Here is a 24531-nt window from a genome sequence, read left to right on the forward strand (position 1 = left end):
ATGAACAAGGAGTTATGACATGCAATCGCGCCACTTGAAGTTGCTTGCCGCCGCCACACTGACCGCCTGGTCGCTGACCGCCGGTTTCGCCCAGGCCGCCGGTGTCCTGACCATCGGCTGCCGTGAAGACAGCACCACGTTCGACCCGATCAAAAGCGCGCAAAACCGCGACACCTGGGTCTTCGCCAACGTCTACGACACCCTGGTACGCGTGGACAACCTGGGCACCAAGATGGAGCCGGGCCTGGCTGAAAGCTGGGATATCTCCAAGGACGGCCTGACTTACACCTTCAAACTGCGTGATGCGAAGTTCTCCGATGGCTCGGCCATTACCGCCGACGATGCGGCGTTCAGCCTGCTGCGTATCCGCGACAACAAGGCTTCGCTGTGGGCTGATCCGTTCAACTTGATCAACACGGCCAAGGCATCGGACCCGAAAACCCTGGTGGTCACGCTGAAAACCCCGGCTGTCGCCTTCCTCTCGCAACTGGCGTCGCCGACGGTGTCGATCCTGTCGGAAAAAGCCATGACCAAGATGGGCGAAGACGCCTACTCGGAAAACCCGGTGACGTCCGGCGCGTTTACCGTAGACGAGTGGCGCAAGGGCGATCGGGTGATCCTGAAGAAGAACCCGAACTTCTGGCAGGCCAGGAACGTGAGCCTGGATGGCGTGGAGTGGGTCTCCGTTACCGACGACAACACGCGCATGCGCATGGTGCAGAACAATGAGCTGGACACGGCGATCTTCGTACCGTTCTCGCGGGTTGAAGAGCTGAAGAAAGACAAGAACGTGGTGATCCACGCCGACCCGTCCACACGTGAAGATCACCTGCTGATCAACCACGCCCACGGGTTGCTGGCCAAGCCGGAAGTGCGCCAGGCGCTGGACATGGCCATCGACAAACAATCGCTGGTGAAGACCGCCACCTACGGTCAGGGCACTGTGGCCTATTCCTACATTCCAAAGGGCTCGCTGTACCACTACGCCAACAACCTGCAGCGCCCGTATGACCCCACCGCCGCCAGGAAGCTGCTGGAGCAGGCCGGTGCGAAGGACTTGAAGCTCAACTACGTGGTCAACGCCGGCAACGAAGCCGACGAGCAGATTGCGGTGATCATCAAGGACCAGTTAGCCAAGGTCGGCGTAACCGCCAACCTGCAAAAGGTCGATCCGACCCAGAGCTGGCAGATGCTGGTGGACGGTGAATACGATATTTCGGTGATGTACTGGACCAACGACATCCTCGACCCGGACCAGAAGACCACCTTCGTGCTGGGCCACGACACCAACCAGAACTACATGACCCGCTACAGGAACGACAAGGTCAAGGACCTGGTGGCCCAGGCACGGATCGAGGCCGACCCGGTCAAGCGTGAGCAGATGTATGTGGAATTGCAGAAACTGGCGAAACAGGATGTGAACTGGATCGACTTGTACTACAGCCCGTACATCAACATCTCACGTAAGAATGTGAGCAACTTCCTGCAGAACCCGTTAGGCCGCTTCACCCTTGAAGAAGTGGTGAAAAACTAAACCACACTGCTGAAAAATGTGGGAGGGTTCTACACCCCGATTGCAGTGGATCAGTCAACAGATACAGTGACTGTCCTACCGCTATCGGGGGCAAGCCCCCTCCCACATTTGGTTTTACAATGTGCCGGTTATTGCGCGTCGAACGCCTGGCCGTTGATGCCGGCACTGTCCGGCCCCATCAGGTAGAGGTAAACCGGCATGATCTCTTCCGGCGCCGGCCGTTCCATCGGGTTTTCCCCCGGATACGCCTGGGCGCGCATGCTGGTGCGGGTGCCGCCGGGGTTGATGCTGTTCGAGCGAACCGCCGCTACATCTTCGAGCTCGTCCGCCAGGGTTTGCATCAGGCCCTCAGTCGCAAACTTCGACACGCCATAAGCTCCCCAATAGGCCCGGCCCTTGCGGCCGACGCTGCTGGAGGTGAACACCACCGAGGCATCCTTCGACAGCTTGAGCAGCGGCAACAAGGTACTGGTCAGCATGAACATCGCGTTGACGTTCACGTGCATCACCCGCATGAAGTTCTCGCCGGACAACTGTTCGAGCGGCGTACGCGGGCCGATGATCGAGGCGTTGTGCAGCAGGCCGTCGAGGTGGCCGAATTCTTTCTCGATCATCGCCGCCAGCTCATCGTATTGATGGGGCAGGGCGGTCTCCAGGTTGAAGGGGATCACCACCGGCTGTGGTTGGCCTGCGGCTTCGATCTCGTCATATACCTGGGCAAGGTTGGCTTCGGTCTTGCCCAGCAACAGCACGGTAGCGCCGTGGGCGGCGTAGGTTTTCGCCGCCGCCGCGCCAATCCCGCGACCGGCGCCGGTGACCAGGATCACCCGGCCCTTGAGCAGTTCTGGACGTGCAGAGTAATCAAACATAAATAGCCTCGACAGAATTCAGCAGCTTTTGAACCCCAACTCCGAAAACACTGAAGATCCCCAGTGGGAGGGGGCTTGCCCCCGATGAGGGCCTATCAGTCCTAGAGGTGCGGGCTGGCACACCGCTATCGGGGGCGGGCCCCCTCCCACATTGGATCTTCATAGAGGGTGGGGGCGTTGAGTAATCAGCAACTGCACAGTGCGTTATCCAGCACCTTGCGCAGTTCCAGCGGGTGATCCACCACCACATCGGCACCCCAATGGCGTGGGTTGTCGTCCGGGTGGATGTAGCCGTAAGTGACCGCCGCCGTGCGGGTGCCGGCGTCGCGGCCGGACTCGATGTCGCGCAGGTCATCGCCCACGAACAGCACGCTGGCCGGGTCCAGGCCGAGCATCTTGCAGGCCAGGATCATCGGCTCCGGGTCCGGCTTGCTGTTTTTCACGTGGTCCGGGCAGATCAGCAGTGCCGAGCGTTCGGCCAGGCCGAGTTGCTGCATGATCGGCTCGGCAAAACGCAGGGGTTTGTTGGTGACCACGCCCCAGATCAGCTTGGCCTTCTCGATGTCTTCGAGCAGCTGCGCCATGCCGTCGAACAACTTGCTGTGGACCGCGCAGCCCTTGAGGTAGCGCTCGAGGAATTCCTGGCGCAGTTCTTCAAAGCCTGGGGATTCCGGGTCCATCGAGAAGGTCACCGCAACCATTGCCCGCGCACCGCCGGAGATTTCATCGCGGATGTGCTGGGGGTTGATCGGCGGCAGGTCGCGATCGGCGCGCATCGCCTGGCAGATCGCGATGAAGTCCGGCGCGGTATCCAGCAGGGTACCGTCCATATCGAAGAGAACCGCTCGCAACTTCACAGGCTCACTCCTCGCGCAGGGTCTGGATCATGTAGTTGACGTCAACATCGTTGGCCAGCTTGTAGTGCTTGGTCAGCGGGTTGTAGGTCAGGCCGATGATGTCCTTGACGGTCAGCCCGGCCTGGCGGCTCCACGCACCCAGCTCGGACGGACGGATGAATTTCTTGAAGTCATGGGTGCCGCGCGGCAGCAGCTTCATGATGTATTCGGCGCCGATGATCGCGAACAGGTAAGCCTTGGGGTTGCGGTTGATGGTGGAGAAGAACACCTGGCCGCCGGGCTTGACCATGCGGAAGCAGGCGCTGATCACCGAGGACGGGTCGGGCACGTGTTCCAGCATTTCCAGGCAGGTGACCACGTCGAACTGCTCGGGCATCTCTTCGGCCAGGGCTTCGGCGGTGATCTGGCGGTATTCCACGCTCACCCCGGACTCCAGTTGATGCAATTGGGCCACGGCCAAGGGCGCTTCGCCCATGTCGATGCCCATCACAGTCGCGCCGCGTTGGGCCATGGCTTCGCTGAGGATGCCGCCGCCGCAACCGACGTCCAGTACCTTTTTGCCGGCCAGGTTGACGCGTTCGTCAATCCAGTTGACCCGCAGCGGGTTGATGTCGTGCAAAGGCTTGAACTCGCTTTCGCGGTCCCACCAGCGGTGAGCCAGGGCTTCGAATTTGGCGATTTCGGCGTGGTCGACGTTGCTCATGGTGAATCCTCTGAATCTGATAAATCGGTTTGTCGGTCTTGAACGCCAGGGTTCAAGGCCGTCGTTATTCGCTGTGCCCGCTGATGCGTTGGCCCCAGGCGATGGCCGTGGCGGTCAACTGTTGTTCATCCATGCGGGTCAATTGCCGGTCGTCGAGCAATTGCTTGCCAGCGACCCAAAGGTGTTTCACGCAATCGCGTCCGGTGGCATATATAAGCTGTGAGACCGGATCATAGATCGGTTGTTGCGCCAGCCCCGACAGATCGAAAGCAACGATATCCGCCGCCTTGCCGACTTCCAGCGAGCCGATCTCGCTTTCCAGGCCCATGGCTCGCGCGCCATTGAGGGTGGCCATGCGCAGGGCGCGATGGGCATCGAGTGCGGTGGCCGAACCGGCGACGGCCTTTGCCAGCATCGCCGCCGTGCGCGTTTCGCCCAACAGGTCAAGGTCATTGTTGCTGGCGGCGCCATCGGTGCCGATGGCCACATTCACGCCAGCCTGCCACAGACGCTCCACCGGGCAAAAGCCGCTGGCCAGTTTCAGATTGGATTCCGGGCAATGGATGACGCTGGTGTTGCTTTCTACCAGCAAAGCCAGGTCGTCCTCGCTGATTTGGGTCATATGAACGGCCTGGAAGCGCGGGCCCAGCAGCCCCAGGCGCCCCAGGCGCGCCAGCGGGCGCTCGCCGGTCTGCTCGACCGCTTGCTGCACTTCGAAGGCGGTTTCGTGAACATGCATATGGATCGCGGCGTCCAGCTCTTCGGCGATCACCCGGATTTTTTCCAGGTTGTCATCGCACACGGTGTAGGGCGCGTGGGGGCCGAAGGTGATCTTGATGCGCGGGTGGTGCTTGAGGTCGCCGAACAGCTCGACACCCTGGCGAATCGCCTCGTCGGCACTGCCGGCGCCGGGGATCGGGAAGTCGAGGATCGGAATCGCGATCTGTGCGCGCATGCCGCTGTTGTGCACGCAGTCGCTGGCGACCTTGGGGTAGAAGTACATGTCGGAGAAGCAGGTGATGCCGCCCTTGAGCTGTTCGGCGATGGCCAGGTCGGTGCCGTCACGCACGAACGCTTCATCGACCCACTTGGCTTCGGCGGGCCAGATGTGTTTTTCCAGCCAGGTCATCAGCGGCAGGTCATCGGCCAGGCCGCGAAACAGGCTCATCGCCGCGTGCCCGTGGGCGTTGACCAGGCCGGGGCTGAGCAACATGCCCGGCAGTTCGCAGGTCTCCTTGGCGGTCAGCTTCAACGCCGCCTGGCGAGGCCCGATAAACGCAATGCGCCCATCGCGGATGCCCAGGCCGTGTTCCTTGAGCACCACGCCGGCGGGTTCGACAGGTACCAGCCAGGTCGGCAGCAACAGTAAGTCGAGCGGGGCGGCAGTGGCAGTCATCGCAGGCTTCTTCCCAGGCAGCTATAAAAGAAGGGCGAAGTATACCCGAGCGTCCTGGCTGGCGGATCGCTATAATCGGCGGCTTTGTTTATGAGTGCGGAGTAAGGGATGCGCGATCGACTGTTGGCAGCGGAGAAAGTGAAGGCCATCGATTGGCGTGATGGCGCACTGTACCTGCTTGATCAGCGTGCCTTGCCGTCCCGGGAAAGCTGGGTGGCCTGCGTGACGGTCGATGCAGTGGCTGCAGCCATTCGCTCGATGGTAGTGCGCGGTGCGCCGGCCATCGGCATCAGCGCCGCATATGGCCTGGTGCTGGCCGCCCGCGAGCGGATCGCCGAGGGCGGTGACTGGCAGGCAGCGTGGGAAGAAGACTACGCATTGTTAGCCGATACCCGCCCCACCGCGTCGAACCTGTTCTGGGCCTTGAAGCGCATGCGTGACCGGCTCGACCGCGTCAAAAAGCACGCCGACCCTGTGGCGGTGCTGGAAGCGGAAGCCATCGCCATCCATGAGAGTGACCGCGAAGCCAACCTGACCATGGCCCAGCTGGGCGTCGAGCTGATCCGCAAGCACCAGGGCAACGCCCAGGCCATCCTCACCCACGGCAACGCTGGCGCCCTGGCGACCGGCGGTGTCGGTACGGCGCTCGGGGTGATTCGCGCGGCCTACCTCGAAGGCATGGTCGAGCAGGTCTACGCCAATGAAACCCGGCCCTGGCTGCAAGGCTCGCGGCTGACCGCCTGGGAGCTGGCGGGCGAGGGCATCCCGGTGACGGTGAATGCCGACTCGGCCGGTGCGCATATCCTCAAGACCAAAGGCGTGACCTGGGTGATTGTCGGCGCCGACTGCATTGCCGCCAACGGCGATGTGATCAGCAAGATCGGCACTTACCAGTTGGCCGTGTGTGCGATGCACCACGGCGTGCGTTTCATGGTGGTGGCGCCGAGTTCCACCCTGGATCTGATGATGGCCACTGGCGATGACGTAGCGCTGGAAGAACGCGAGGCCGGTGAGTTGCTGGAAGTCGCCGGCCAGCGCTTCGCGGCCGATGTGGCGGCCTTCAATCCGGTGTTCGACGTGACCCCGGCCGACCTGATCGATGTGATCGTGACCGAAAAAGGCGTGGTCGAACGGCCGGACACCGCCAAGCTGGCCAGGTTGATGTGTCGTAAGCGCTTGCATTAAGCCAATTTGCCCCCGAAATCGGGCTTGGTTCCAGCTCTGAGCCCCTCTCGTCGCCCTCAAGCCTGTCATCCGTCAACTTACTATGCTCCATGCGCATCAGGGGGATAGGTGCGTGGCGGCGATTGTGATAACATCCGGCGGTTTCCAAGGCTGCCCCGAGGGGTGGCCTATAACGTGCAGATCCGTGTCATAACTCGTTGATTTGTCGTAAGTCGTTGTCAGGCACTCTGCCGGCAGCGGCGAGCTTCGTTCGTCCCATATGGATGTGACGAGGTTTCACCCGAAAAAGGAATCAGGCTTCTCATGGGCGAACTGGCCAAAGAAATCCTCCCGGTCAATATCGAAGACGAGCTGAAACAGTCCTACCTCGACTACGCGATGAGCGTAATTGTCGGTCGGGCACTGCCTGATGCGCGCGATGGCTTGAAGCCCGTGCACCGGCGTGTGCTGTTCGCGATGAGCGAGCTGGGTAACGACTGGAACAAGCCGTACAAGAAATCTGCCCGTGTTGTCGGTGACGTGATCGGTAAGTATCACCCTCACGGCGACACTGCGGTGTACGACACCATCGTTCGGATGGCCCAGCCGTTTTCCCTGCGCTACCTGCTGGTAGACGGCCAGGGCAACTTCGGTTCGGTCGACGGCGACAACGCCGCGGCCATGCGATACACCGAAGTGCGCATGACCAAGCTGGCGCACGAGCTGCTGGCCGACCTGCATAAAGAAACCGTGGACTGGGTGCCGAACTACGACGGCACCGAAATGATCCCGGCCGTCATGCCGACCAAGATCCCCAACCTGCTGGTCAACGGTTCCAGCGGTATCGCCGTGGGCATGGCGACCAACATCCCGCCGCACAACCTCGGTGAAGTCATCGACGGTTGCCTGGCCCTCATCGACAACCCCGAGCTGACCGTCGATGAGCTGATGCAATACATCCCCGGCCCGGACTTCCCGACCGCCGCGATCATCAACGGTCGCGCCGGCATCATCGAAGCCTATCGCACCGGTCGCGGCCGCATTTACATGCGTGCCCGCTCGATCATCGAAGACATCGACAAGGTCGGTGGCCGCCAGCAGATCGTCATCACCGAGCTGCCTTACCAGCTGAACAAGGCACGTCTGATCGAGAAGATCGCCGAGCTGGTCAAAGAGAAGAAGCTCGAAGGCATCACCGAGCTGCGCGACGAGTCCGACAAAGACGGTATGCGCGTGGTGATCGAGCTGCGTCGTGGCGAAGTGCCTGAGGTGATCCTCAACAACCTTTACGCCCAGACCCAGCTGCAAAGCGTGTTCGGTATCAACGTGGTTGCACTGATCGATGGCCGCCCGCGCATCCTGAACCTCAAGGACCTGCTGGAAGCCTTCGTGCGTCACCGTCGCGAAGTGGTCACCCGCCGTACCGTGTTCGAACTGCGCAAGGCCCGCGAGCGCGGCCACATCCTGGAAGGCCAGGCAGTTGCGCTGTCGAACATCGACCCGGTGATCGCTCTGATCAAGGCCTCGCCAACCCCGTCGGAAGCCAAGGAAGCGTTGATCAGCACCCCTTGGGAATCCAGCGCCGTGGTGGCGATGGTTGAACGTGCCGGCGCCGACTCGTGTCGTCCGGAGACCCTGGATCCGCAATACGGTCTGCGTGAAGGCAAGTACTTCCTGTCGCCGGAACAGGCCCAGGCCATCCTGGAACTGCGCCTGCACCGCCTGACTGGCCTGGAGCACGAGAAGCTGCTGGCCGAGTACCAGGAGATCCTCAACCAGATCGGCGAGTTGATCCGCATCCTCAGCAGCGCCGTGCGCCTGATGGAAGTGATCCGCGAAGAACTGGAAGTGATCCGCGCCGAATACGGCGATGTGCGTCGCACCGAGATTCTCGATGCACGTCTCGACCTGACCCTGGGTGACATGATCCCGGAAGAGGAGCGCGTGGTGACCATCTCCCACGGTGGCTACGCCAAGACCCAGCCGCTGGCTGCGTACCAGGCCCAGCGTCGTGGTGGTAAAGGTAAATCGGCTACCGGCGTGAAGGATGAGGACTACATCGCTCACCTGCTGGTTGCCAACAGCCACACCACGCTGCTGCTGTTCTCCAGCAAGGGCAAGGTGTACTGGCTCAAGACCTACGAAATCCCGGAAGCGTCCCGTGCCGCCCGTGGTCGCCCACTGGTCAACCTGCTGCCGCTGGACAGTGATGAATACATCACCACCATGCTGCCGGTCGAGGAATACACCGAAGGTCACTTCATCTTCATGGCCACCGCCAAAGGCACCGTGAAGAAGACCCCGCTGGAATCCTTCAGCCGCCAGCGCAGCGTGGGCCTGATCGCCCTGGAGCTGGACGAAGGCGACGTGCTGATCTCCGCCGCCATCACCGACGGCGAGCGTGAAGTCATGCTGTTCTCCGACGGCGGTAAAGTAACGCGCTTCAAGGAATCCGACGTTCGTGCCATGGGCCGTACCGCCCGCGGTGTGCGCGGCATGCGCCTGCCGGAAGGGCAGAAGCTGATTTCGATGCTGATCCCGGAAGAAGGCAGCCAGATCCTCACCGCTTCCGAGCGTGGTTATGGCAAGCGCACCGCCATCAGCGAGTTCCCGGAGTACAAGCGTGGCGGCCAGGGCGTGATCGCCATGGTCAGCAACGACCGCAACGGCCGTCTGGTCGGTGCGGTGCAGGTGCTCGACGGCGAGGAAATCATGCTGATCTCCGACCAGGGCACCCTGGTACGTACCCGTGTGGCTGAAGTGTCGAGCCTGGGCCGTAACACCCAGGGCGTGACCCTGATCAAGCTGGCCAAGGACGAAAAACTGGTCGGCCTGGAGCGTGTTCAGGAGCCATCGGAAGTCGAAGGCGAAGAGCTGGAAGGCGAGGAGTTTGAAGGCGAGGTGATCGCAGCAGGCGATGACAACGTCGACGAGCCAACCCTCGACGCTGCCGCAGACGAAGAAGAACCGCAGGAATAAGCGGACACACAGGGGGCGGATGAAGATTCGCCCCCTTGTTGTTTGTCCCTTATGAAATAACACGTCCTTTGGCTGGACGCGGTCAATGTGGGAGCTGGCTTGCCTGCGATGGCAGCGCCGCGGTATCACTGCGCTACCGAGGTGCCCTTATCGCAGGCAAGCCAGCTCCCACAAGGGTTCGCTCCAGAGAAAGGTTGTTACTGAACATGATTGCAGCCCCACCAGATCAGAGTGAGATTGGATGTGAGCAAGAGAGCCTATAACTTCTGTGCCGGTCCCGCGGCGCTTCCTGAAGCAGTCCTGCAGCGTGCGCAGGGTGAACTCCTCGACTGGCATGGAAAAGGCCTCTCCGTGATGGAAATGAGCCATCGCAGCGATGAGTTCGTGTCCATCGCCACCAAGGCCGAGCAGGATCTGCGCGACTTGCTGGACATCCCTTCCAACTACAAAGTGCTGTTCCTGCAGGGCGGCGCCAGCCAGCAATTCGCCCAGATCCCGCTGAACCTGCTGCCGGAAGACGGCACTGCCGACTATATCGACACTGGTATCTGGGGCCAGAAGGCAATTGAAGAGGCTTCCCGTTACGGTCACGTCAATGTGGCGGGCACCGCCAAGCCTTACGACTATTTCGCCATTCCGGGTCAGAACGAGTGGAAGTTGTCGAAGGACGCTGCCTACGTGCACTACGTGGCCAACGAAACCATTGGCGGCCTGGAGTTCGATTGGGTGCCGGAAGTAGGCGACGTGCCGCTGGTGTGCGACATGTCCTCGGACATCCTGTCGCGCCCGATCGACGTGTCCCGGTACGGCATGATCTACGCCGGTGCCCAGAAGAACATCGGCCCGAGCGGCATCCTGGTCAACATCATCCGCGAAGACCTGCTGGGTCGCGCCCGTTCGCTGTGCCCGACCATGCTCAACTACAAGGTCGCAGCCGATAACGGTTCGATGTACAACACCCCGCCGGCGTTCGCCTGGTACCTGTCCGGCCTGGTGTTCGAGTGGCTGAAAGAGCAGGGCGGTGTCGCTGCGATGGGCAAGCTGAACGAAGAGAAGAAGCGCGTCTTGTACGACTTCATCGACGCCAGCGGCCTGTACAGCAACCCGATCAACCTGACCGACCGCTCGTGGATGAACGTGCCGTTCCGCCTGGCTGACGACCGCCTGGACAAGCCGTTCCTGGCCGGTGCCGACGCGCGTGGCCTGCTGAACCTCAAGGGTCACCGCTCGGTGGGTGGCATGCGCGCCTCCATCTACAACGCCGTCGACATCCACGCGATCAACGCGCTGGTTGCCTACATGGCAGAGTTCGAAAAGGAACACGGCTAATGTCTGAGCAAGAACTCAAGGCCCTGCGTGTACGCATCGACAGCCTGGACGAGAAAGTCCTGGAGCTGATCAGTGAGCGCGCGCGGTGCGCCCAGGAAGTGGCAAGGGTGAAGATGGCGTCCCTGGCCGAAGGCGAAGTGCCGGTGTTCTATCGGCCCGAGCGTGAAGCCCAGGTGCTCAAGCGTGTGATGGAGCGCAACAAGGGCCCGCTGGGCAACGAAGAGATGGCGCGGTTGTTCCGTGAAATCATGTCCTCGTGCCTGGCGCTGGAGCAGCCGCTGAAAGTGGCCTACCTCGGCCCGGAAGGCACCTTTACCCAGGCGGCGGCCATGAAGCACTTCGGCCACGCGGTGATCAGCAAGCCAATGGCGGCGATCGACGAAGTGTTCCGTGAAGTGGCGGCCGGTGCGGTGAACTTTGGCGTGGTGCCGGTGGAAAACTCCACCGAAGGCGCGGTCAACCACACGCTGGACAGCTTCCTCGAGCACGACATGGTGATCTGTGGCGAAGTCGAGCTGCGCATCCACCACCACCTGCTGGTGGGTGAGAACACCAAGACCGACAGCATCAGTCGCATCTACTCCCACGCCCAGTCGCTGGCCCAGTGCCGCAAGTGGCTGGATGCGCATTACCCGAATGTCGAGCGCGTGGCGGTCTCCAGCAACGCCGAAGCCGCCAAGCGGGTCAAGGGTGAGTGGAATTCGGCAGCCATCGCTGGCGATATGGCGGCGGGTCTGTACGGCCTGACGCGCCTGGCCGAGAAAATCGAGGACCGCCCGGACAACTCCACGCGCTTCCTGATGATCGGCAGCCAGGAAGTACCGCCGACCGGTGACGACAAGACCTCCATCATCGTGTCCATGAGCAACAAGCCCGGCGCACTGCATGAGCTGCTGGTGCCGTTCCACGACAACGGGATTGACCTGACGCGCATCGAGACTCGTCCTTCGCGCAGCGGTAAATGGACTTATGTGTTCTTTATCGACTTCATCGGCCATCACCGCGACCCACTGGTCAAGGGCGTGCTCGAGAAAATCAGTCAGGAAGCCGTGGCACTCAAGGTGCTGGGCTCTTACCCGAAAGCGGTTTTGTGAGGCTTTAACATGAGTGGCAACTTCCTCGCCCTGGCGCAGCCGGGCGTGCAACAACTGTCGCCTTACGTTCCGGGCAAGCCTGTGGACGAGCTGGCGCGTGAGTTGAACCTGGATCCTTCGAAAATCGTCAAGCTGGCGAGCAACGAGAACCCGCTGGGCCCTAGCCCCAAAGTCCTGGCGGCGATCCGTGAAGAGCTGGCTGAGCTGACCCGGTATCCGGACGGCAACGGCTTCGCGCTCAAGTCGTTGCTGGCGGAAAAATGCCGCGTCGAGCTGAACCAGGTGACCCTGGGCAACGGTTCCAACGACATTCTCGAGCTGGTCGGCCGTGCCTACCTGGCGCCGGGCTTGAACGCTGTGTTCAGTGAGCACGCCTTCGCGGTCTATCCGATCGTGACCCAGGCCGTCGGTGCCGATGCGCGCATCATTCCGGCGAAGGATTGGGGCCATGACCTGCCGGCCATGCTGGCAGCCATCGATGCCCGGACCCGCGTGGTGTTCATCGCCAACCCGAACAACCCGACCGGCACCTGGTTCGACGCCCAGGCGCTGAACGACTTCCTGCAAGACGTGCCCGAGCACGTGCTGGTGGTGCTGGACGAGGCCTACATCGAGTACGCCGAAGGCAGCGACCTGCCGAACGGCCTCGATTTCCTGGCCGCGTACCCGAACCTGCTGGTGTCGCGCACCTTCTCCAAGGCTTACGGCCTGGCATCGCTGCGCGTGGGCTACGCCCTGTCCACTGCGGTGGTTGCCGATGTGCTGAACCGCGTGCGCCAGCCGTTCAACGTCAACAGCCTGGCTCTGGCGGCGGCCTGTGCGGCGGTGAAGGATGCCGAGTACCTGGAGCAAGGTCGTTGTATCAACGAAAGCGGCATGCTGCAGTTGCAGGAAGGCTTCCGCGAGCTGGGCCTGGGCTGGATTCCGTCCAAGGGTAATTTCATCTGCGTCGACCTCGGTCAGGTGGCCGCTCCGGTATTCCAGGGCTTGTTGCGTGAAGGTGTGATCGTGCGTCCGGTGGCCAACTACGGCATGCCGAATCACCTGCGCATCACCATCGGTCTGCCGGCTGAAAACAGTCGCTTCCTGGAGGCGCTGGCCAAGGTTCTGGCTCGTGGTTGATGTCACTGCATTGCAACCTGCTGTGCCTATGATCGGCCGCCTGGTGGTGGTCGGCCTGGGGTTGATCGGCGGCTCCTTCGCCAAAGGCCTGCGTGAAAGCGGGCTGTGTGGCGAAGTGGTCGGTGTGGACCTGGACCCGCAATCGCGCCAGTTGGCGGTCGAGTTGGGCGTGGTGGATCGCTGTGAAGCGGACCTGGCGCTCGCCTGCCGGGGCGCGGATGTGATCCAGCTGGCCGTGCCGATCCTGGCCATGGAGAAATTGCTCGCCGTGTTGGCGGGCATGGACCTGGGCCAGGCGATCCTGACGGACGTCGGCAGTGCCAAAGGTAATGTGGTGCGCGCGGCGCAGCAGGCGTTTGGTGGCATGCCGACGCGCTTCGTGCCGGGTCATCCGATTGCCGGTTCGGAGCAAAGCGGGGTGGAGGCGTCGAATGCGCAGCTGTTCCGTCGGCACAAAGTGATCCTGACGCCACTTGCGCAAACCGATCCGGCGGCGCTGGCGGTGGTCGATCGCCTGTGGCGCGAGTTGGGTGCGGATGTCGAGCACATGCAGGTCGAGCGTCACGACGAAGTGCTGGCCGCGACCAGCCATCTGCCGCATTTGCTGGCGTTTGGCCTGGTGGATTCTTTGGCCAAGCGCAACGAGAACCTCGAGATTTTCCGTTACGCCGCCGGTGGCTTCCGCGACTTCACGCGGATTGCCGGCAGCGACCCGGTGATGTGGCACGACATCTTCCTCGCCAATCGCGAAGCGGTGTTGCGCACCCTGGACACCTTCCGCAGCGACCTCGACGCCTTGCGCGATGCGGTCGACGCCGGGGATGGCCATCAATTATTGGGCGTGTTCACCCGTGCGCGGGTGGCGCGTGAGCATTTCAGCAAGATCCTGGCGCGCCGGGCGTATATGGAAACCGCTGTGAACGCTGATGACCTGACCTTCCTCGCCAACCCGGGCGGCCGCTTGAGCGGAAGCATTCGGGTGCCGGGCGACAAGTCGATTTCTCATCGGTCGATCATGCTCGGTTCGTTGGCTGAGGGTGTGACGGAAGTCGAAGGTTTCCTCGAAGGCGAGGACGCCCTGGCGACTTTGCAGGCGTTTCGCGACATGGGCGTGGTGATTGAAGGGCCGCACCATGGGCGCGTGACCATCCACGGCGTGGGTCTGCATGGTTTGAAGCCCGCACCGGGGCCGATCTATCTCGGAAACTCGGGCACGTCCATGCGCCTGCTGTCCGGTTTGCTGGCTGCGCAAAGCTTCGACAGCGTGCTGACGGGCGACGCTTCCCTGTCCAAGCGTCCGATGAACCGCGTGGCCAAGCCGTTGCGGGAAATGGGCGCGGTGATCGAGACCGGCCCGGAAGGGCGTCCGCCCCTGACTATCCGGGGGGGGCAGGTGCTCAAAGGTTTCGATTATTCGATGCCGATGGCCAGTGCGCAGGTTAAATCCTGCCTGTTGCTGGCCGGGCTTTACGCCGAGGGCAAGACCTCGGTGACCGAGCCTGCGCCGACCCGTGATCATACCGAGCGCATGTTGCGCGGTTTTGGTTATCCGGTTGATGTGGTGGGGGCTATAGCGTCGGTTGAGTCGGGCCATGCGCTGGCTGCGGCGCATATTGAAGTGCCGGGGGATATTTCCTCTTCGGCGTTTTTCCTGGTGGCGGCTTCGATTGCCGAAGGCTCCGAGTTGTTGTTGGAGCACGTGGGTGTCAACCCGACCCGCACCGGCGTGATCGACATTCTGCGGCTGATGGGGGCGGACATTACCTTGGAAAATCCGCGTGAAGTGGGTGGCGAGCCGGTGGCTGACCTGCGCGTACGTGCCGCGGCGTTGAAAGGTATTGAAATTCCCGAGGCACTGGTGCCTTTGGCGATCGACGAGTTCCCGGTGCTGTTCGTTGCGGCGGCCTGTGCCGAAGGGCGGACCGTGTTGCGCGGCGCTGAAGAGCTGCGCGTGAAGGAGTCCGACCGTATTCAGGTCATGGCCGATGGTCTGCTGGCACTGGGCGTGACGTGTGAACCGACGCCTGATGGGATTATCATTGACGGTGGCCCGATGGGTGGCGGTGACGTACATGCCCATGGCGATCACCGGATTGCCATGGCATTCAGCGTGGCTTCCCTGCGGGCGGCGGCGCCGATTCGTATCCGTGACTGCGCCAATGTTGCTACGTCTTTTCCGAACTTTCTTACACTGTGTGCCCAAGTCGGCATCCGTGTTGCCCAAGAGGCTCAATTGTGAATATCAAAGCACCGGTGATTACCATCGACGGGCCAAGCGGCTCGGGCAAAGGCACGATCGCCGGCATCCTGGCCAAGCGCCTGGGCTGGTGCCTGCTGGATTCCGGCGCGCTGTACCGCCTGCTGGCATTCGCCGCACGCAACCATGGCGTCGACCTGACCAACGAAGAATCCCTGAAGCTGCTGGCGGCGCACCTCGATGTACAGTTCGTCGGCGCGACGGAAGGGCATCCCCAGCGCATCATCCTTGAAGGGGACGATGTGACCGATGACCTGCGCAATGAGCAAGTTGGCTCCTGGGCCTCCCAGGTTGCCGCGCTGCCAGCGGTGCGGGACGCATTGTTGCAGCGCCAGCGGGCTTTCCAGGAGCCGCCGGGCCTGGTGGCCGATGGCCGCGATATGGGAACCGTGGTGTTTCCCGAGGCGCCATTGAAGATTTTCCTGACCGCCAGCGCCGAGGAGCGGGCTCGCCGCCGCTACTTGCAGTTGAAGGGCAAAGTCGATGGTGTTAGTCTGTCGAGTCTGCTAGATGAGATCCGTGCACGCGATGAGCGTGATACCCAGCGCGCAGTAGCCCCGCTCAAGCCGGCGGCTGATGCCATACAGCTGGATTCCACGGAGCTGTCCATCGAGCAGGTGCTGGAACGCATCTTGAGCGAGATCGCCATTCGCGATATCGCCGGGTGACCAAGAAGGCCGCAGGGGACCAGTCATAGTCCTGTGGTGCTTCTTTTAATTGAAACTGACCCACACCGTCTGGGGTGTGGAGATGGGCGTATTCTTCGCCCTTATCAACAGGAATTAAAATGAGCGAAAGCTTTGCGGAACTCTTTGAAGAAAGCCTAAAAACCCTGAACCTTCAGGCAGGCTCCATCATCACCGGTGTTATCGTTGATATCGATTACCAAGCTCGCTGGGTAACCGTTCACGCTGGTCTGAAGTCTGAAGCTCTGATCCCGCTGGAACAGTTCTACAACGATGCTGGTGATCTGACAATCAATGTCGGTGACGAAGTTCACGTTGCTCTGGACTCGGTTGAAGACGGTTTCGGTGAAACCAAGCTGTCCCGTGAAAAAGCCAAGCGCGCTGAATGCTGGATTGTTCTCGAAGCAGCCTTCGCAGCTGAAGAAGTGGTCAAGGGCGTTATCAACGGTAAGGTTAAAGGCGGCTTCACTGTCGACGTTAACGGCATCCGTGCGTTCCTGCCAGGTTCTTTGGTCGACGTTCGTCCAGTGCGCGACACCACGCACCTGGAAGGCAAAGAACTCGAATTCAAGGTCATCAAGCTCGACCAGAAGCGCAACAACGTTGTCGTTTCCCGTCGCAGCGTCCTGGAAGCAGAGAACTCCGCCGAGCGTGAAGCTCTGCTGGAATCCCTGCAGGAAGGCCAACAAGTCAAAGGTATCGTCAAAAACCTCACCGACTACGGCGCATTCGTCGACCTGGGTGGCGTGGATGGCCTGCTGCACATTACCGACATGGCTTGGAAGCGTATCAAGCATCCTTCCGAAATCGTCAACGTTGGCGACGAGATCGATGTCAAGGTTCTGAAATACGATCGCGAGCGCAACCGTGTTTCCCTGGGCCTGAAGCAACTGGGTGAAGATCCATGGGTTGCTATCAAAGCCCGTTACCCAGAAGGCACTCGCGTAACCGCGCGTGTTACCAACCTGACCGACTACGGCTGCTTCGCTGAGCTGGAAGAAGGCGTGGAAGGCCTGGTACACGTTTCCGAAATGGACTGGACCAACAAGAACATCCACCCTTCGAAAGTCGTACAAGTCGGCGACGAAGTGGAAGTTATGGTTCTGGACATCGACGAAGAGCGTCGTCGTATCTCCCTGGGCATCAAGCAGTGCAAATCTAACCCATGGGAAGATTTCTCTGGTCAGTTCAACAAGGGCGATAAAATCTCCGGCACCATCAAGTCGATCACCGATTTCGGTATCTTCATTGGTCTGGACGGCGGCATCGACGGCCTGGTTCACCTGTCCGACATCTCCTGGAACGAAGTGGGCGAAGAAGCTGTTCGTCGTTTCAAGAAGGGCGACGAGCTGGACACCGTTATCCTGTCGGTTGACCCAGAGCGCGAGCGTATCTCCCTGGGTATCAAGCAACTGGAAAGCGACCCGTTCTCTGAATACGTTCAGGACAACGACAAAGGCGCAATCGTTAAAGGCATCGTGAAGGAAGTTGACGCTAAAGGCGCCATCATCACTCTGGCCGACGATATCGAAGCGACTCTTAAAGCCTCCGAAATCAGCCGTGACCGCGTTGAAGACGCGCGTAACGTTCTGAAAGAAGGCCAGGAAGTAGAAGCCAAGATCATCAGCGTTGACCGCAAGAGCCGTGTAATCCAGCTCTCCATCAAGTCGAAAGACGATGCTGAAGAGAAAGAAGCCATCCAGAGCTTGAAAGACAAGCCTTCGGATAGCATCGCTGCTGGTCCTACCACTCTGGGCGACCTGTTGCGTGCACAAATGGAAAAACAGAACTAAGTTCTGTCAGACCATAAAAAGGGCGACTTCGGTCGCCCTTTTTTGTGTCTGAAATTCGTTGAATCAACAACCTAGAACCAAGGCATACAGCTCAGTGTCAGAACTCACTATAGTCTTAAGAAAAATGCGGTTCTTGTGTTGTTGTTTCAGTAAGGATTTGAATGAACAGGCTTATCGTAATACTTGCAATGATAGTGCTCGCCGGTTGCTCCTCCACCAGCGCTAAAACCCACGCCAAGCGCGGCGTCAGCGGCATTGAGATCGATTGCTCGGGCCTTGGCAATCGCTGGGAGAAGTGCGAGAGGCGCGCTGCCCGTGAGTGCAAGATGCAGGGCTATAAGGTGATCACCAGGTCCAGCGACGCAAAGGACGAAGAGGGTGACTATCTATTCGGTTGGAACCCTGCCGGCGCTGTAACCCGCACTATGCTGGTCATCTGTAATTGAGGTCGGAATACGCCTATAGCCGGTTGCCACCTATCCTGCGGATAAGTTGTTCGGTGGGCTGTTCAAATTCATCAAGTCATGCTAAAACCTTCGAAGCGCTTTTCCTAGCTGCTTGAAAAAGAAGGGAAAAATATGACGAAGTCGGAGTTGATCGAACGAATTGTCACCCATCAAGGGCTGCTCTCATCCAAGGATGTCGAGCTGGCTATCAAGACCATGCTTGAGCAAATGTCCCAGTGCCTGGCGACCGGGGATCGGATTGAGATCCGTGGGTTTGGGAGCTTTTCGCTTCACTATCGCGCACCGCGTGTGGGCCGTAATCCAAAAACCGGCCAGTCCGTCAGCCTCGACGGTAAGTTCGTACCTCACTTCAAGCCGGGCAAGGAATTGCGCGATCGGGTGAACGAAGAAGAGGAAGAAGGCGTCTGAGTGTTTTTGGGGTAGGAGAAGGTTATGCGCGGAGTTAAACGCGTTGTTGTGGTGCTGGCGGTGCTGGTGGTTTCGCTAGTGGTGTTGGCGTTTGTGCTGGAGAATCAGCAGGGCGTGTCTCTCTCGTTCCTAGGGATGGCGACTGGGCCGCTGCCGGTGTCGGTATTTGTGATCGTGGCGTTGATTCTCGGTATGCTGATAGGGCCGTTGTTAGGTGTGCTGGTGCGCACTAGGCGTCATGGGTCGGTCCCAGCAGGGCGCGCCTAAGGGACTCTCTCTCTTTAAACCGCGTGAGCGCACGTTTAGCAGCCGTTCGTCAGAAAACTGCCTTGATATGGCGCATCGGTTTTGCCTTTGTCCTGTAATGATGCGGTCATCCTCGAGTAGTTCCCATCCCCGGATTCATTGAGTCTAACTCGACAATTCGGAATTTCCTTTGCGCTTTCAGATTTTTCAGACATGGCCTCTGGCGGGTTAACGTGCCTGTTTGGGAAAAATCTGACGGCTCTGTCAAGACTTGTAATATGTCAGAGAGATGGCAAAATGAAATCTGTTCTCGATAACGGGCATTTTGTGTGCTCAAAATTTGGCAGAGACGCTGGGTTTTGGCGGTCATATAACTAAAATAAAAAACACATGAAATAGTCTGCATAACGAGCCCGCAGTTTCTCTTTGAAGGCAGGTTTTTGTTGTGAGTAGTAATTTTCGTACCCCCCCAACTCCCCCTGCGGATGAAATTGACCTATACGCCCTTTTCCTGTCTGTATGGCGGCAGAAGTTTATAGTCTGCACAGTAGCGTTGATCGTGACATTGCTTTCGGGTGTCTATGCCTTCACGATCACTCCTGAATATAAGGTATCTAGTATCCTGCGCCCTGCTGCCATTAATGAACTTGATGCTTTAAATCGATCAAAAATTTATGAACTTTCGCCAAAAGACGCTCTGACTAAAGTTGGTGCTGCTCTGGAATCTTATGACACCCGGCTCAGCTTCTTTCGTGCCAATCAAAACATATTTCAATCATTCGAAAAACCAGGGCGGACGTTGGAGCAAAGCTTTGAAGAGTTTAATCGAAATTCATTCGTAATTGTTTTTCCGGATTCAAATAAGAAAGATATTATAAGTTCTTATATAAAAGTTGAAATGAGTTACCCCGAGGGGGTTGATGGGGTGGCTATTCTCAATGGCTTTGTTAATTATGCTATATCAAGTGCGCGTGGTCAGGTAGCCGCAGATCTAGGTGTGATTGTAAGGAACCGTCTAGGCGAATTGGATGGAAGATTGGCTGCCGCACGATCCAGTTATGCCGGGAGAAAGGAGGCAGAAATTGCTTCGCTATCGGAGTCGGACTTCCTGAAAAAAGCTCAGCTTCAAGATGAGCTGAAGGCGCTTAGGGCTGAACTCAAGACCCGTCGGAATGATCGCATAGAACAGCTTGCTGAGGCGATTGGTATCGCCAAGTCTTTGAACATCCTAAGGCCTACGACACGTTCCTCTATGGAGGAGTCTCGGCGTAATACGGCATCGAGTGTCATGCGAACAGAAATTAATAGTCAGCAAACCCCGCTATACTTTATGGGGGTTGAGGCTCTGGAGGCAGAACGGCAAGTGCTGTTGCGACGCAAGTCCGATGACTTCAGCGAAGGGCGTGTTGCTCAGATTGCCAGAGAGCTTCAATTGCTTCAGTTCAATCGCCAAATTGAAATGCTAAACAGCCGTCAGAATGAAGATCTTTTTCTCGATGGTGTTGAGCCACTTAGAGCAGAAGTTGCGCGACTGCGGAATCTGAATGTCAACATGGACTTTTTGAAATTGGTGGTTTTAGATAAAGAGGCGTTGGAGCCTTTAGGTCCAGTTTCTCCAAATAAAACCATCATCGTTGCTTCAGGACTTCTTCTCGGAGTGATCCTTGGAGTAATCGCTGCTTTTATTTACACTCTAATTTCGAGGCGTCTTGTCGAAAAAGAATTACAAATTTCGCCTGGCGCAGCAGTTGCTGTTCCGCGGGCGTTCAGCCAAAACTACGAAAAGGTACAATGATGAGCTTGGTACAGGACTTCAAGGGTATTGTGGCTGGGATTGCCTCCTGATCGTTTTGGTCAAGAGCAGATCCAGTGGTCAGTGTTAGCGATTCCGAAAGTCAGCCAGTTTTACATTCATCTCCGGTTGGGCGAAGGGTGGGGCGTTCCCCCACCCTAAGTAGAGCTTGCAGCAGCTGTCGTTTGATGATCGGGACTCAAGCAAATGCTTTGTCCACGGCTTTGAATAGCCGAAGTCATCGTATGGACTAGGTGACTACCTTTAGCTAGTTAAGCGATGATGCCCTTCACAGAGGTCGATACAAACTGAGCGGAACCTCTCTGCTGGAAGGGCTGGCTCCCCAGCACCAAGAGCTGCGGTACTCGCCACGTGTCCTCAGCGACGCGACTACTGGTAAATCGACAGAGGGCAGCGGCAAGGAATTGTTTTGAGCCGACCCACTCATCGCTGCAAAAGAACATTGGTTTTTTGGCATGTGGGGTTTTTCGTGGTCTAATAATAAATATTTCCCTACGATCTGGCATCGTGCTGGCGAATTGACATGAAAGCTGCTTTGAGAGGGATCTAAATGAGTTTGGTAGACTTGGTCGACTTACAAGTTCTAGGCGATGAGCGTGGGCAGCTGGTAGTTTTAGAAGCGCAAAAAAATGTGCCGTTTGACATTAAACGCGTTTATTTTCTGATGGGAACACGCCCAGGGGTATCTCGCGGTTTTCACGCTCATCGAGAGTTACAGCAAGCAGCAATCTGTGTTTCGGGTCAGTGTCGTATGTTGATGAATAATGGCATAACCAGCGAGCAAGTTCTATTGAATAGCTCAAGTAAGGCAATATTTATCGATAAAATGATATGGCATGAAATGCATGATTTTTCATCAGATTGCGTTCTTTTAGTCCTGGCCAGTGATTATTATAATGAGCAGGACTATATTCGAGATTATTCAGAGTTTATAGGTCTTGTAAGTTATGCCGAAAATACATGAGCTTGCAGATGTAAAAAGTAGTGATATAGGCGTGGGTACACGTGTTTGGCAGTTTTGTGTTGTGCTTGAGGGCGCGAAGATTGGTAAAGGTTGCAACCTTTGCGCGCATACGCTAGTTGAAGGAGATGTAGTCATTGGTGATAACGTGACTCTGAAGTCTGGTGTCTTTTTGTGGGATGGCACTCGCATTGAAGATAATGTGTTTATCGGACCTAACGCAACTTTTACTAATGATTCGATGCCTCGTTCGAAAGTTTACCCGGAGAAATTTGTAGGTATTACGGTGAAGGTTGGTGCAAGCATCGGTGCTAATGCAACTATCTTGCCTGGCGTTACTATTGGGCGTTCCGCTATGGTCGGTGCAGGCGCCGTTGTGACGAAAGACGTGCCTGATTTCTCCGTGGTAGTCGGTAATCCAGCTAAAATAATTCGGTATCTAACGGTATGATCAAGTTTCTAGATCTGAAAACAATTAATCACGATATGCGGAGTGAGTTACTGGAGGCATGCGCCCGCGTAATTGACTCTGGCTGGTATATCGGTGGGGTTGAGTTGCAACGCTTTGAGCAAGAGTTCGCGGAATATTGCGGCGTTAAATTTTGTGTTGGAGTAGCTAACGGTTTAGACGCATTAAGCCTGACGTTACGGGCCTGGAAAGAACTGGGTCGCCTTAGGGATGGTGATGAAGTAATTGTTCCGGCAAACACTTACATAGCAAGTGTTCTCGCTATTACTGAAAACGGTCTCGTCCCAGTTTTGGTTGAACCAGACCCTGCGACATACAATTTAAATGTAAGCAATATTGAGAGCGCGATTACCCTGAGAACAAAGGTTTTGCTACCTGTACATCTTTATGGGTTACTTACGGATATGCCAGCTTTGCTTACGGTCGCAAAGAAACATGGGTTATTGGTGCTTGAGGATTCCGCGCAATCTCACGGGGCAACTCACCAGGGGAAGAAGGCGGGGGCTTGGGGGGATGCTTCAGGTTTTAGTTTTTACCCAGGAAAAAACTTAGGAGCCCTTGGAGATGCAGGGGCCATTACAACGAACGATGAAGAACTGGTTCAAGTGTTGCGTGCTCTTCGTAATTACGGATCTCATGAAAAATATCAGAATATATATCGAGGGGTAAATAGTCGTTTAGATGAACTACAGGCAGCGGTGCTGTCTGTGAAGCTAAAATATCTGGATGCGCAGACAGCACGGAGACGTGAGATTGTAGACGTATATTTACAAGGTATCAAAAACCCAAACCTAATTTTACCATTGCCAGTAGATAAATGCGTGCAGGAATTTGCAGAGCACGTCTGGCATTTATTCGTCATTCGAACCGCCCATCGCGATGAACTACAAAAACATCTTCAAGATAACGGAGTTCAAACACTCATTCATTACCCAGTACCGATTCATAAGCAAAAAGCATATACCCATATGTCAGGATTATCATTGCCCATTACAGAGTTGATCCATGATGAAGTTTTGAGCCTTCCACTTGGCCCTACTTTAACCTTGGAAGAGGCGTGGAAAGTTGTGTCGGCCTGTAACAGCTTTCGGGTCGGCAGCATCTAATGACATTAATACGCACAGGCTTGTTGAATAGCATTGCCGTTGCTATAAAAATGCTGACACTTTTGGGGGTCAACAAGGTTCTTGCTATCTATGTTGGCCCAGGTGGATATGCAGCGCTTGGGCAATTTCAGAACGCTATCCAAATGATCACGACATTTGCAAGTGGTGCAGTTAATACTGGCGTCACAAAATATACTGCGGAGTATGTCGGGGATCACATATCGCAGCGCAAAGTATGGGGGACCGCAGGGACAATAGCGCTAATAGGGTCTTTGCTGAGCGCGTTTATCATAATTTTTTGTAACAAAACACTGTCGAGTTGGTTTTTGAGCAGCGAGGGGTATGGCGGAGTATTCATATGCTTTGCGGTCTCGCTTGTGTTTTTTTCGTTTAACGCACTATTGTTGGCTGTCCTAAATGGGCGGAAAGAAATAGCAACCTATGTGCTCGCTAATATAGCTGGAAGTATTTTTTCACTTGTAATCACCGCATTCATGGCTATGAACTTTGGCCTATATGGAGCTTTGATTGCCCTTGCAGTTTATCAATCTTTTGCTTTCGTTGTTACGCTGGCGCTGTGCTATAGAGCTCCTTGGTTTAGAGTTTCATATTTCTTCTCCGGTATTGACGCTGCCGTTGCCCTAAACTTGAGTAAATATGCGTTGATGGCGTTTACGTCGGCGGCCTGTGTTCCCGTAAGCCATATACTGGTTCGTGATTACCTTGGCGAAACGTTTGGTTTGCAGGCGGCTGGTTATTGGGAGGCAATGTGGCGTTTAAGTGCTGCGTACTTAATGCTCGTGACAACCACATTGAGTGTGTATTACCTGCCCCGGTTGTCTGAGCTTAAAGGCGCAAATGAAATCAGGAGTGAAATAGTACAAGGGTATCGAGTCATTTTGCCAATTGCTATTGTTAGTGCATTGATTATTTACCTGATGAGAGACTTTATCATTGTTACATTGTTCACCGGGGATTTTTCACCTATGCGTGAACTGTTTGCCTGGCAAATGCTTGGCGATACCTTGAAGATAGGGGGGTGGGTTTTGGCTTATCTTATGTTGGGTAAAGCCATGATGAAACTATTTATTTGCTCGGAAGTGATTTTTGCAGCTGGTTTTGTAGCATTTACATGGGGCTTTACCAAGATATATGGATTTCAAGGGGTCGCAATAGCACATGCTGTGAACTACTTTCTTTATTGGCTGGTTATGGCTTTTTTTATATGGCGTAAATTAGTTGATCGACAGGGTTTTACGGAAAATAAAAATTAGCTAC

At 57.1% G+C, this 24531-nt stretch carries 21 protein-coding genes; 17 read left to right on the top strand and 4 right to left on the bottom strand.

The window, feature by feature from the left end:
- Positions 1–19: 19 nt before the first annotated feature.
- On the top strand, positions 20–1534 hold the full coding sequence (locus tag BM017_RS19865) for an ABC transporter substrate-binding protein (protein ID WP_092247541.1): 1515 nt from the start codon (positions 20–22) through the stop codon (positions 1532–1534).
- A 128-nt stretch (positions 1535–1662) separates the two neighbouring features.
- Here BM017_RS19865 and BM017_RS19870 read toward each other — a convergent pair whose 3' ends face one another.
- The 4 genes from BM017_RS19870 to BM017_RS19885 form a co-directional block, all read right to left on the bottom strand.
- Complete coding sequence (locus tag BM017_RS19870) at positions 1663–2403, bottom strand: YciK family oxidoreductase (RefSeq protein ID WP_071496681.1); 741 nt, start codon at positions 2401–2403, stop codon at positions 1663–1665.
- Between the two features lie 185 nt (positions 2404–2588).
- The gene (mupP, locus tag BM017_RS19875) at positions 2589–3260 is read right to left on the bottom strand and encodes an N-acetylmuramic acid 6-phosphate phosphatase MupP (RefSeq protein WP_058424511.1); all 672 of its coding nucleotides are present in this window, start codon (positions 3258–3260) and stop codon (positions 2589–2591) included.
- Between the two features lie 4 nt (positions 3261–3264).
- Positions 3265–3963: a bifunctional 2-polyprenyl-6-hydroxyphenol methylase/3-demethylubiquinol 3-O-methyltransferase UbiG gene (gene ubiG / locus BM017_RS19880; protein WP_071489061.1), complete on the bottom strand. Its 699-nt coding sequence runs from the start codon at positions 3961–3963 to the stop codon at positions 3265–3267.
- 64 nt (positions 3964–4027) lie between these two features.
- Positions 4028–5359, bottom strand: a complete 1332-nt coding sequence (locus tag BM017_RS19885) for a TRZ/ATZ family hydrolase (RefSeq protein ID WP_071489062.1) — start codon at positions 5357–5359, stop codon at positions 4028–4030.
- A gap of 108 nt (positions 5360–5467) precedes the next feature.
- Here BM017_RS19885 and mtnA point away from each other — a divergent pair, with 108 nt between their 5' ends.
- From mtnA to BM017_RS19965, 16 genes are all read left to right on the top strand, one after another.
- Entirely contained in the window at positions 5468–6544 is a 1077-nt protein-coding gene (gene mtnA / locus BM017_RS19890; protein ID WP_092247544.1) for an S-methyl-5-thioribose-1-phosphate isomerase, read from the top strand.
- Between the two features lie 303 nt (positions 6545–6847).
- A complete protein-coding gene (gyrA, locus tag BM017_RS19895; protein WP_010211963.1) occupies positions 6848–9502 on the top strand; it encodes a DNA gyrase subunit A in 2655 nt (884 codons plus the stop codon).
- Between the two features lie 243 nt (positions 9503–9745).
- Positions 9746–10831: a 3-phosphoserine/phosphohydroxythreonine transaminase gene (serC, locus tag BM017_RS19900; RefSeq protein ID WP_071489064.1), complete on the top strand. Its 1086-nt coding sequence runs from the start codon at positions 9746–9748 to the stop codon at positions 10829–10831.
- On the top strand, positions 10831–11925 hold the full coding sequence (gene pheA / locus BM017_RS19905; RefSeq protein WP_003172650.1) for a prephenate dehydratase: 1095 nt from the start codon (positions 10831–10833) through the stop codon (positions 11923–11925). The genes serC and pheA overlap by 1 nt, the downstream gene beginning before the upstream one ends.
- Before the next feature lie 9 nt (positions 11926–11934).
- On the top strand, positions 11935–13047 hold the full coding sequence (hisC, locus tag BM017_RS19910) for a histidinol-phosphate transaminase (protein ID WP_092247546.1): 1113 nt from the start codon (positions 11935–11937) through the stop codon (positions 13045–13047).
- A gap of 28 nt (positions 13048–13075) precedes the next feature.
- The gene (locus tag BM017_RS19915) at positions 13076–15286 is read left to right on the top strand and encodes a bifunctional prephenate dehydrogenase/3-phosphoshikimate 1-carboxyvinyltransferase (protein ID WP_256575651.1); all 2211 of its coding nucleotides are present in this window, start codon (positions 13076–13078) and stop codon (positions 15284–15286) included.
- Positions 15283–15972, top strand: coding sequence for a (d)CMP kinase (gene cmk / locus BM017_RS19920; RefSeq protein ID WP_003172653.1), 690 nt, complete (start codon positions 15283–15285; stop codon positions 15970–15972). The genes BM017_RS19915 and cmk overlap by 4 nt, the downstream gene beginning before the upstream one ends.
- Positions 15973–16091: 119 nt before the next feature.
- Positions 16092–17783 (top strand): 30S ribosomal protein S1, encoded by a 1692-nt coding sequence (rpsA, locus tag BM017_RS19925; protein ID WP_071489067.1) that lies wholly within the window; start codon positions 16092–16094, stop codon positions 17781–17783.
- 161 nt (positions 17784–17944) lie between these two features.
- The gene (locus BM017_RS19930; protein WP_071489068.1) at positions 17945–18229 is read left to right on the top strand and encodes a hypothetical protein; all 285 of its coding nucleotides are present in this window, start codon (positions 17945–17947) and stop codon (positions 18227–18229) included.
- Positions 18230–18361: 132 nt separating this feature from the next.
- A complete protein-coding gene (ihfB, locus tag BM017_RS19935; RefSeq protein ID WP_003189779.1) occupies positions 18362–18658 on the top strand; it encodes an integration host factor subunit beta in 297 nt (98 codons plus the stop codon).
- Positions 18659–18682: 24 nt separating this feature from the next.
- Positions 18683–18925 carry a lipopolysaccharide assembly protein LapA domain-containing protein gene (locus BM017_RS19940; protein WP_092247552.1) on the top strand — a complete coding sequence of 81 codons (243 nt, stop codon included), beginning with the start codon at positions 18683–18685 and terminating at the stop codon, positions 18923–18925.
- Between the two features lie 424 nt (positions 18926–19349).
- Entirely contained in the window at positions 19350–20699 is a 1350-nt protein-coding gene (locus BM017_RS19945) for a Wzz/FepE/Etk N-terminal domain-containing protein (protein WP_092247554.1), read from the top strand.
- Positions 20700–21267: 568 nt separating this feature from the next.
- Positions 21268–21681, top strand: coding sequence for a sugar 3,4-ketoisomerase (locus tag BM017_RS19950; protein ID WP_092247557.1), 414 nt, complete (start codon positions 21268–21270; stop codon positions 21679–21681).
- Positions 21665–22129 (top strand): acyltransferase, encoded by a 465-nt coding sequence (locus BM017_RS19955; RefSeq protein WP_092247560.1) that lies wholly within the window; start codon positions 21665–21667, stop codon positions 22127–22129. Before BM017_RS19950 ends, BM017_RS19955 begins: the two co-directional genes overlap by 17 nt.
- Positions 22126–23253, top strand: coding sequence for a DegT/DnrJ/EryC1/StrS family aminotransferase (locus tag BM017_RS19960; RefSeq protein ID WP_092247563.1), 1128 nt, complete (start codon positions 22126–22128; stop codon positions 23251–23253). The genes BM017_RS19955 and BM017_RS19960 overlap by 4 nt, the downstream gene beginning before the upstream one ends.
- Complete coding sequence (locus BM017_RS19965; RefSeq protein WP_092247566.1) at positions 23253–24527, top strand: O-antigen translocase; 1275 nt, start codon at positions 23253–23255, stop codon at positions 24525–24527. Before BM017_RS19960 ends, BM017_RS19965 begins: the two co-directional genes overlap by 1 nt.
- The last annotated feature ends 4 nt before the right edge of the window (positions 24528–24531 follow it).

The sequence above is a fragment of the Pseudomonas sp. NFPP04 genome (genome assembly GCF_900113815.1).
Classification (GTDB): domain Bacteria; phylum Pseudomonadota; class Gammaproteobacteria; order Pseudomonadales; family Pseudomonadaceae; genus Aquipseudomonas; species Aquipseudomonas extremorientalis.

What these genes read in the sequence shown, in the direction of transcription:
- BM017_RS19865 (WP_092247541.1), top strand. Translation starts at nt 20, where the DNA reads ATGCAATCGCGCCACTTGAAGTTGCTTGCCGCCGCCACACTGACCGCC.
- BM017_RS19870 (WP_071496681.1), bottom strand. Translation starts at nt 2,403, where the DNA reads ATGTTTGATTACTCTGCACGTCCAGAACTGCTCAAGGGCCGGGTGATC.
- ubiG (WP_071489061.1), bottom strand. Translation starts at nt 3,963, where the DNA reads ATGAGCAACGTCGACCACGCCGAAATCGCCAAATTCGAAGCCCTGGCT.
- BM017_RS19885 (WP_071489062.1), bottom strand. Translation starts at nt 5,359, where the DNA reads ATGACTGCCACTGCCGCCCCGCTCGACTTACTGTTGCTGCCGACCTGG.
- mtnA (WP_092247544.1), top strand. Translation starts at nt 5,468, where the DNA reads ATGCGCGATCGACTGTTGGCAGCGGAGAAAGTGAAGGCCATCGATTGG.
- gyrA (WP_010211963.1), top strand. Translation starts at nt 6,848, where the DNA reads ATGGGCGAACTGGCCAAAGAAATCCTCCCGGTCAATATCGAAGACGAG.
- pheA (WP_003172650.1), top strand. Translation starts at nt 10,831, where the DNA reads ATGTCTGAGCAAGAACTCAAGGCCCTGCGTGTACGCATCGACAGCCTG.
- hisC (WP_092247546.1), top strand. Translation starts at nt 11,935, where the DNA reads ATGAGTGGCAACTTCCTCGCCCTGGCGCAGCCGGGCGTGCAACAACTG.
- BM017_RS19915 (WP_256575651.1), top strand. Translation starts at nt 13,076, where the DNA reads ATGATCGGCCGCCTGGTGGTGGTCGGCCTGGGGTTGATCGGCGGCTCC.
- rpsA (WP_071489067.1), top strand. Translation starts at nt 16,092, where the DNA reads ATGAGCGAAAGCTTTGCGGAACTCTTTGAAGAAAGCCTAAAAACCCTG.
- BM017_RS19930 (WP_071489068.1), top strand. Translation starts at nt 17,945, where the DNA reads ATGAACAGGCTTATCGTAATACTTGCAATGATAGTGCTCGCCGGTTGC.
- ihfB (WP_003189779.1), top strand. Translation starts at nt 18,362, where the DNA reads ATGACGAAGTCGGAGTTGATCGAACGAATTGTCACCCATCAAGGGCTG.
- BM017_RS19940 (WP_092247552.1), top strand. Translation starts at nt 18,683, where the DNA reads ATGCGCGGAGTTAAACGCGTTGTTGTGGTGCTGGCGGTGCTGGTGGTT.
- BM017_RS19950 (WP_092247557.1), top strand. Translation starts at nt 21,268, where the DNA reads ATGAGTTTGGTAGACTTGGTCGACTTACAAGTTCTAGGCGATGAGCGT.
- BM017_RS19955 (WP_092247560.1), top strand. Translation starts at nt 21,665, where the DNA reads ATGCCGAAAATACATGAGCTTGCAGATGTAAAAAGTAGTGATATAGGC.
- BM017_RS19960 (WP_092247563.1), top strand. Translation starts at nt 22,126, where the DNA reads ATGATCAAGTTTCTAGATCTGAAAACAATTAATCACGATATGCGGAGT.
- BM017_RS19965 (WP_092247566.1), top strand. Translation starts at nt 23,253, where the DNA reads ATGACATTAATACGCACAGGCTTGTTGAATAGCATTGCCGTTGCTATA.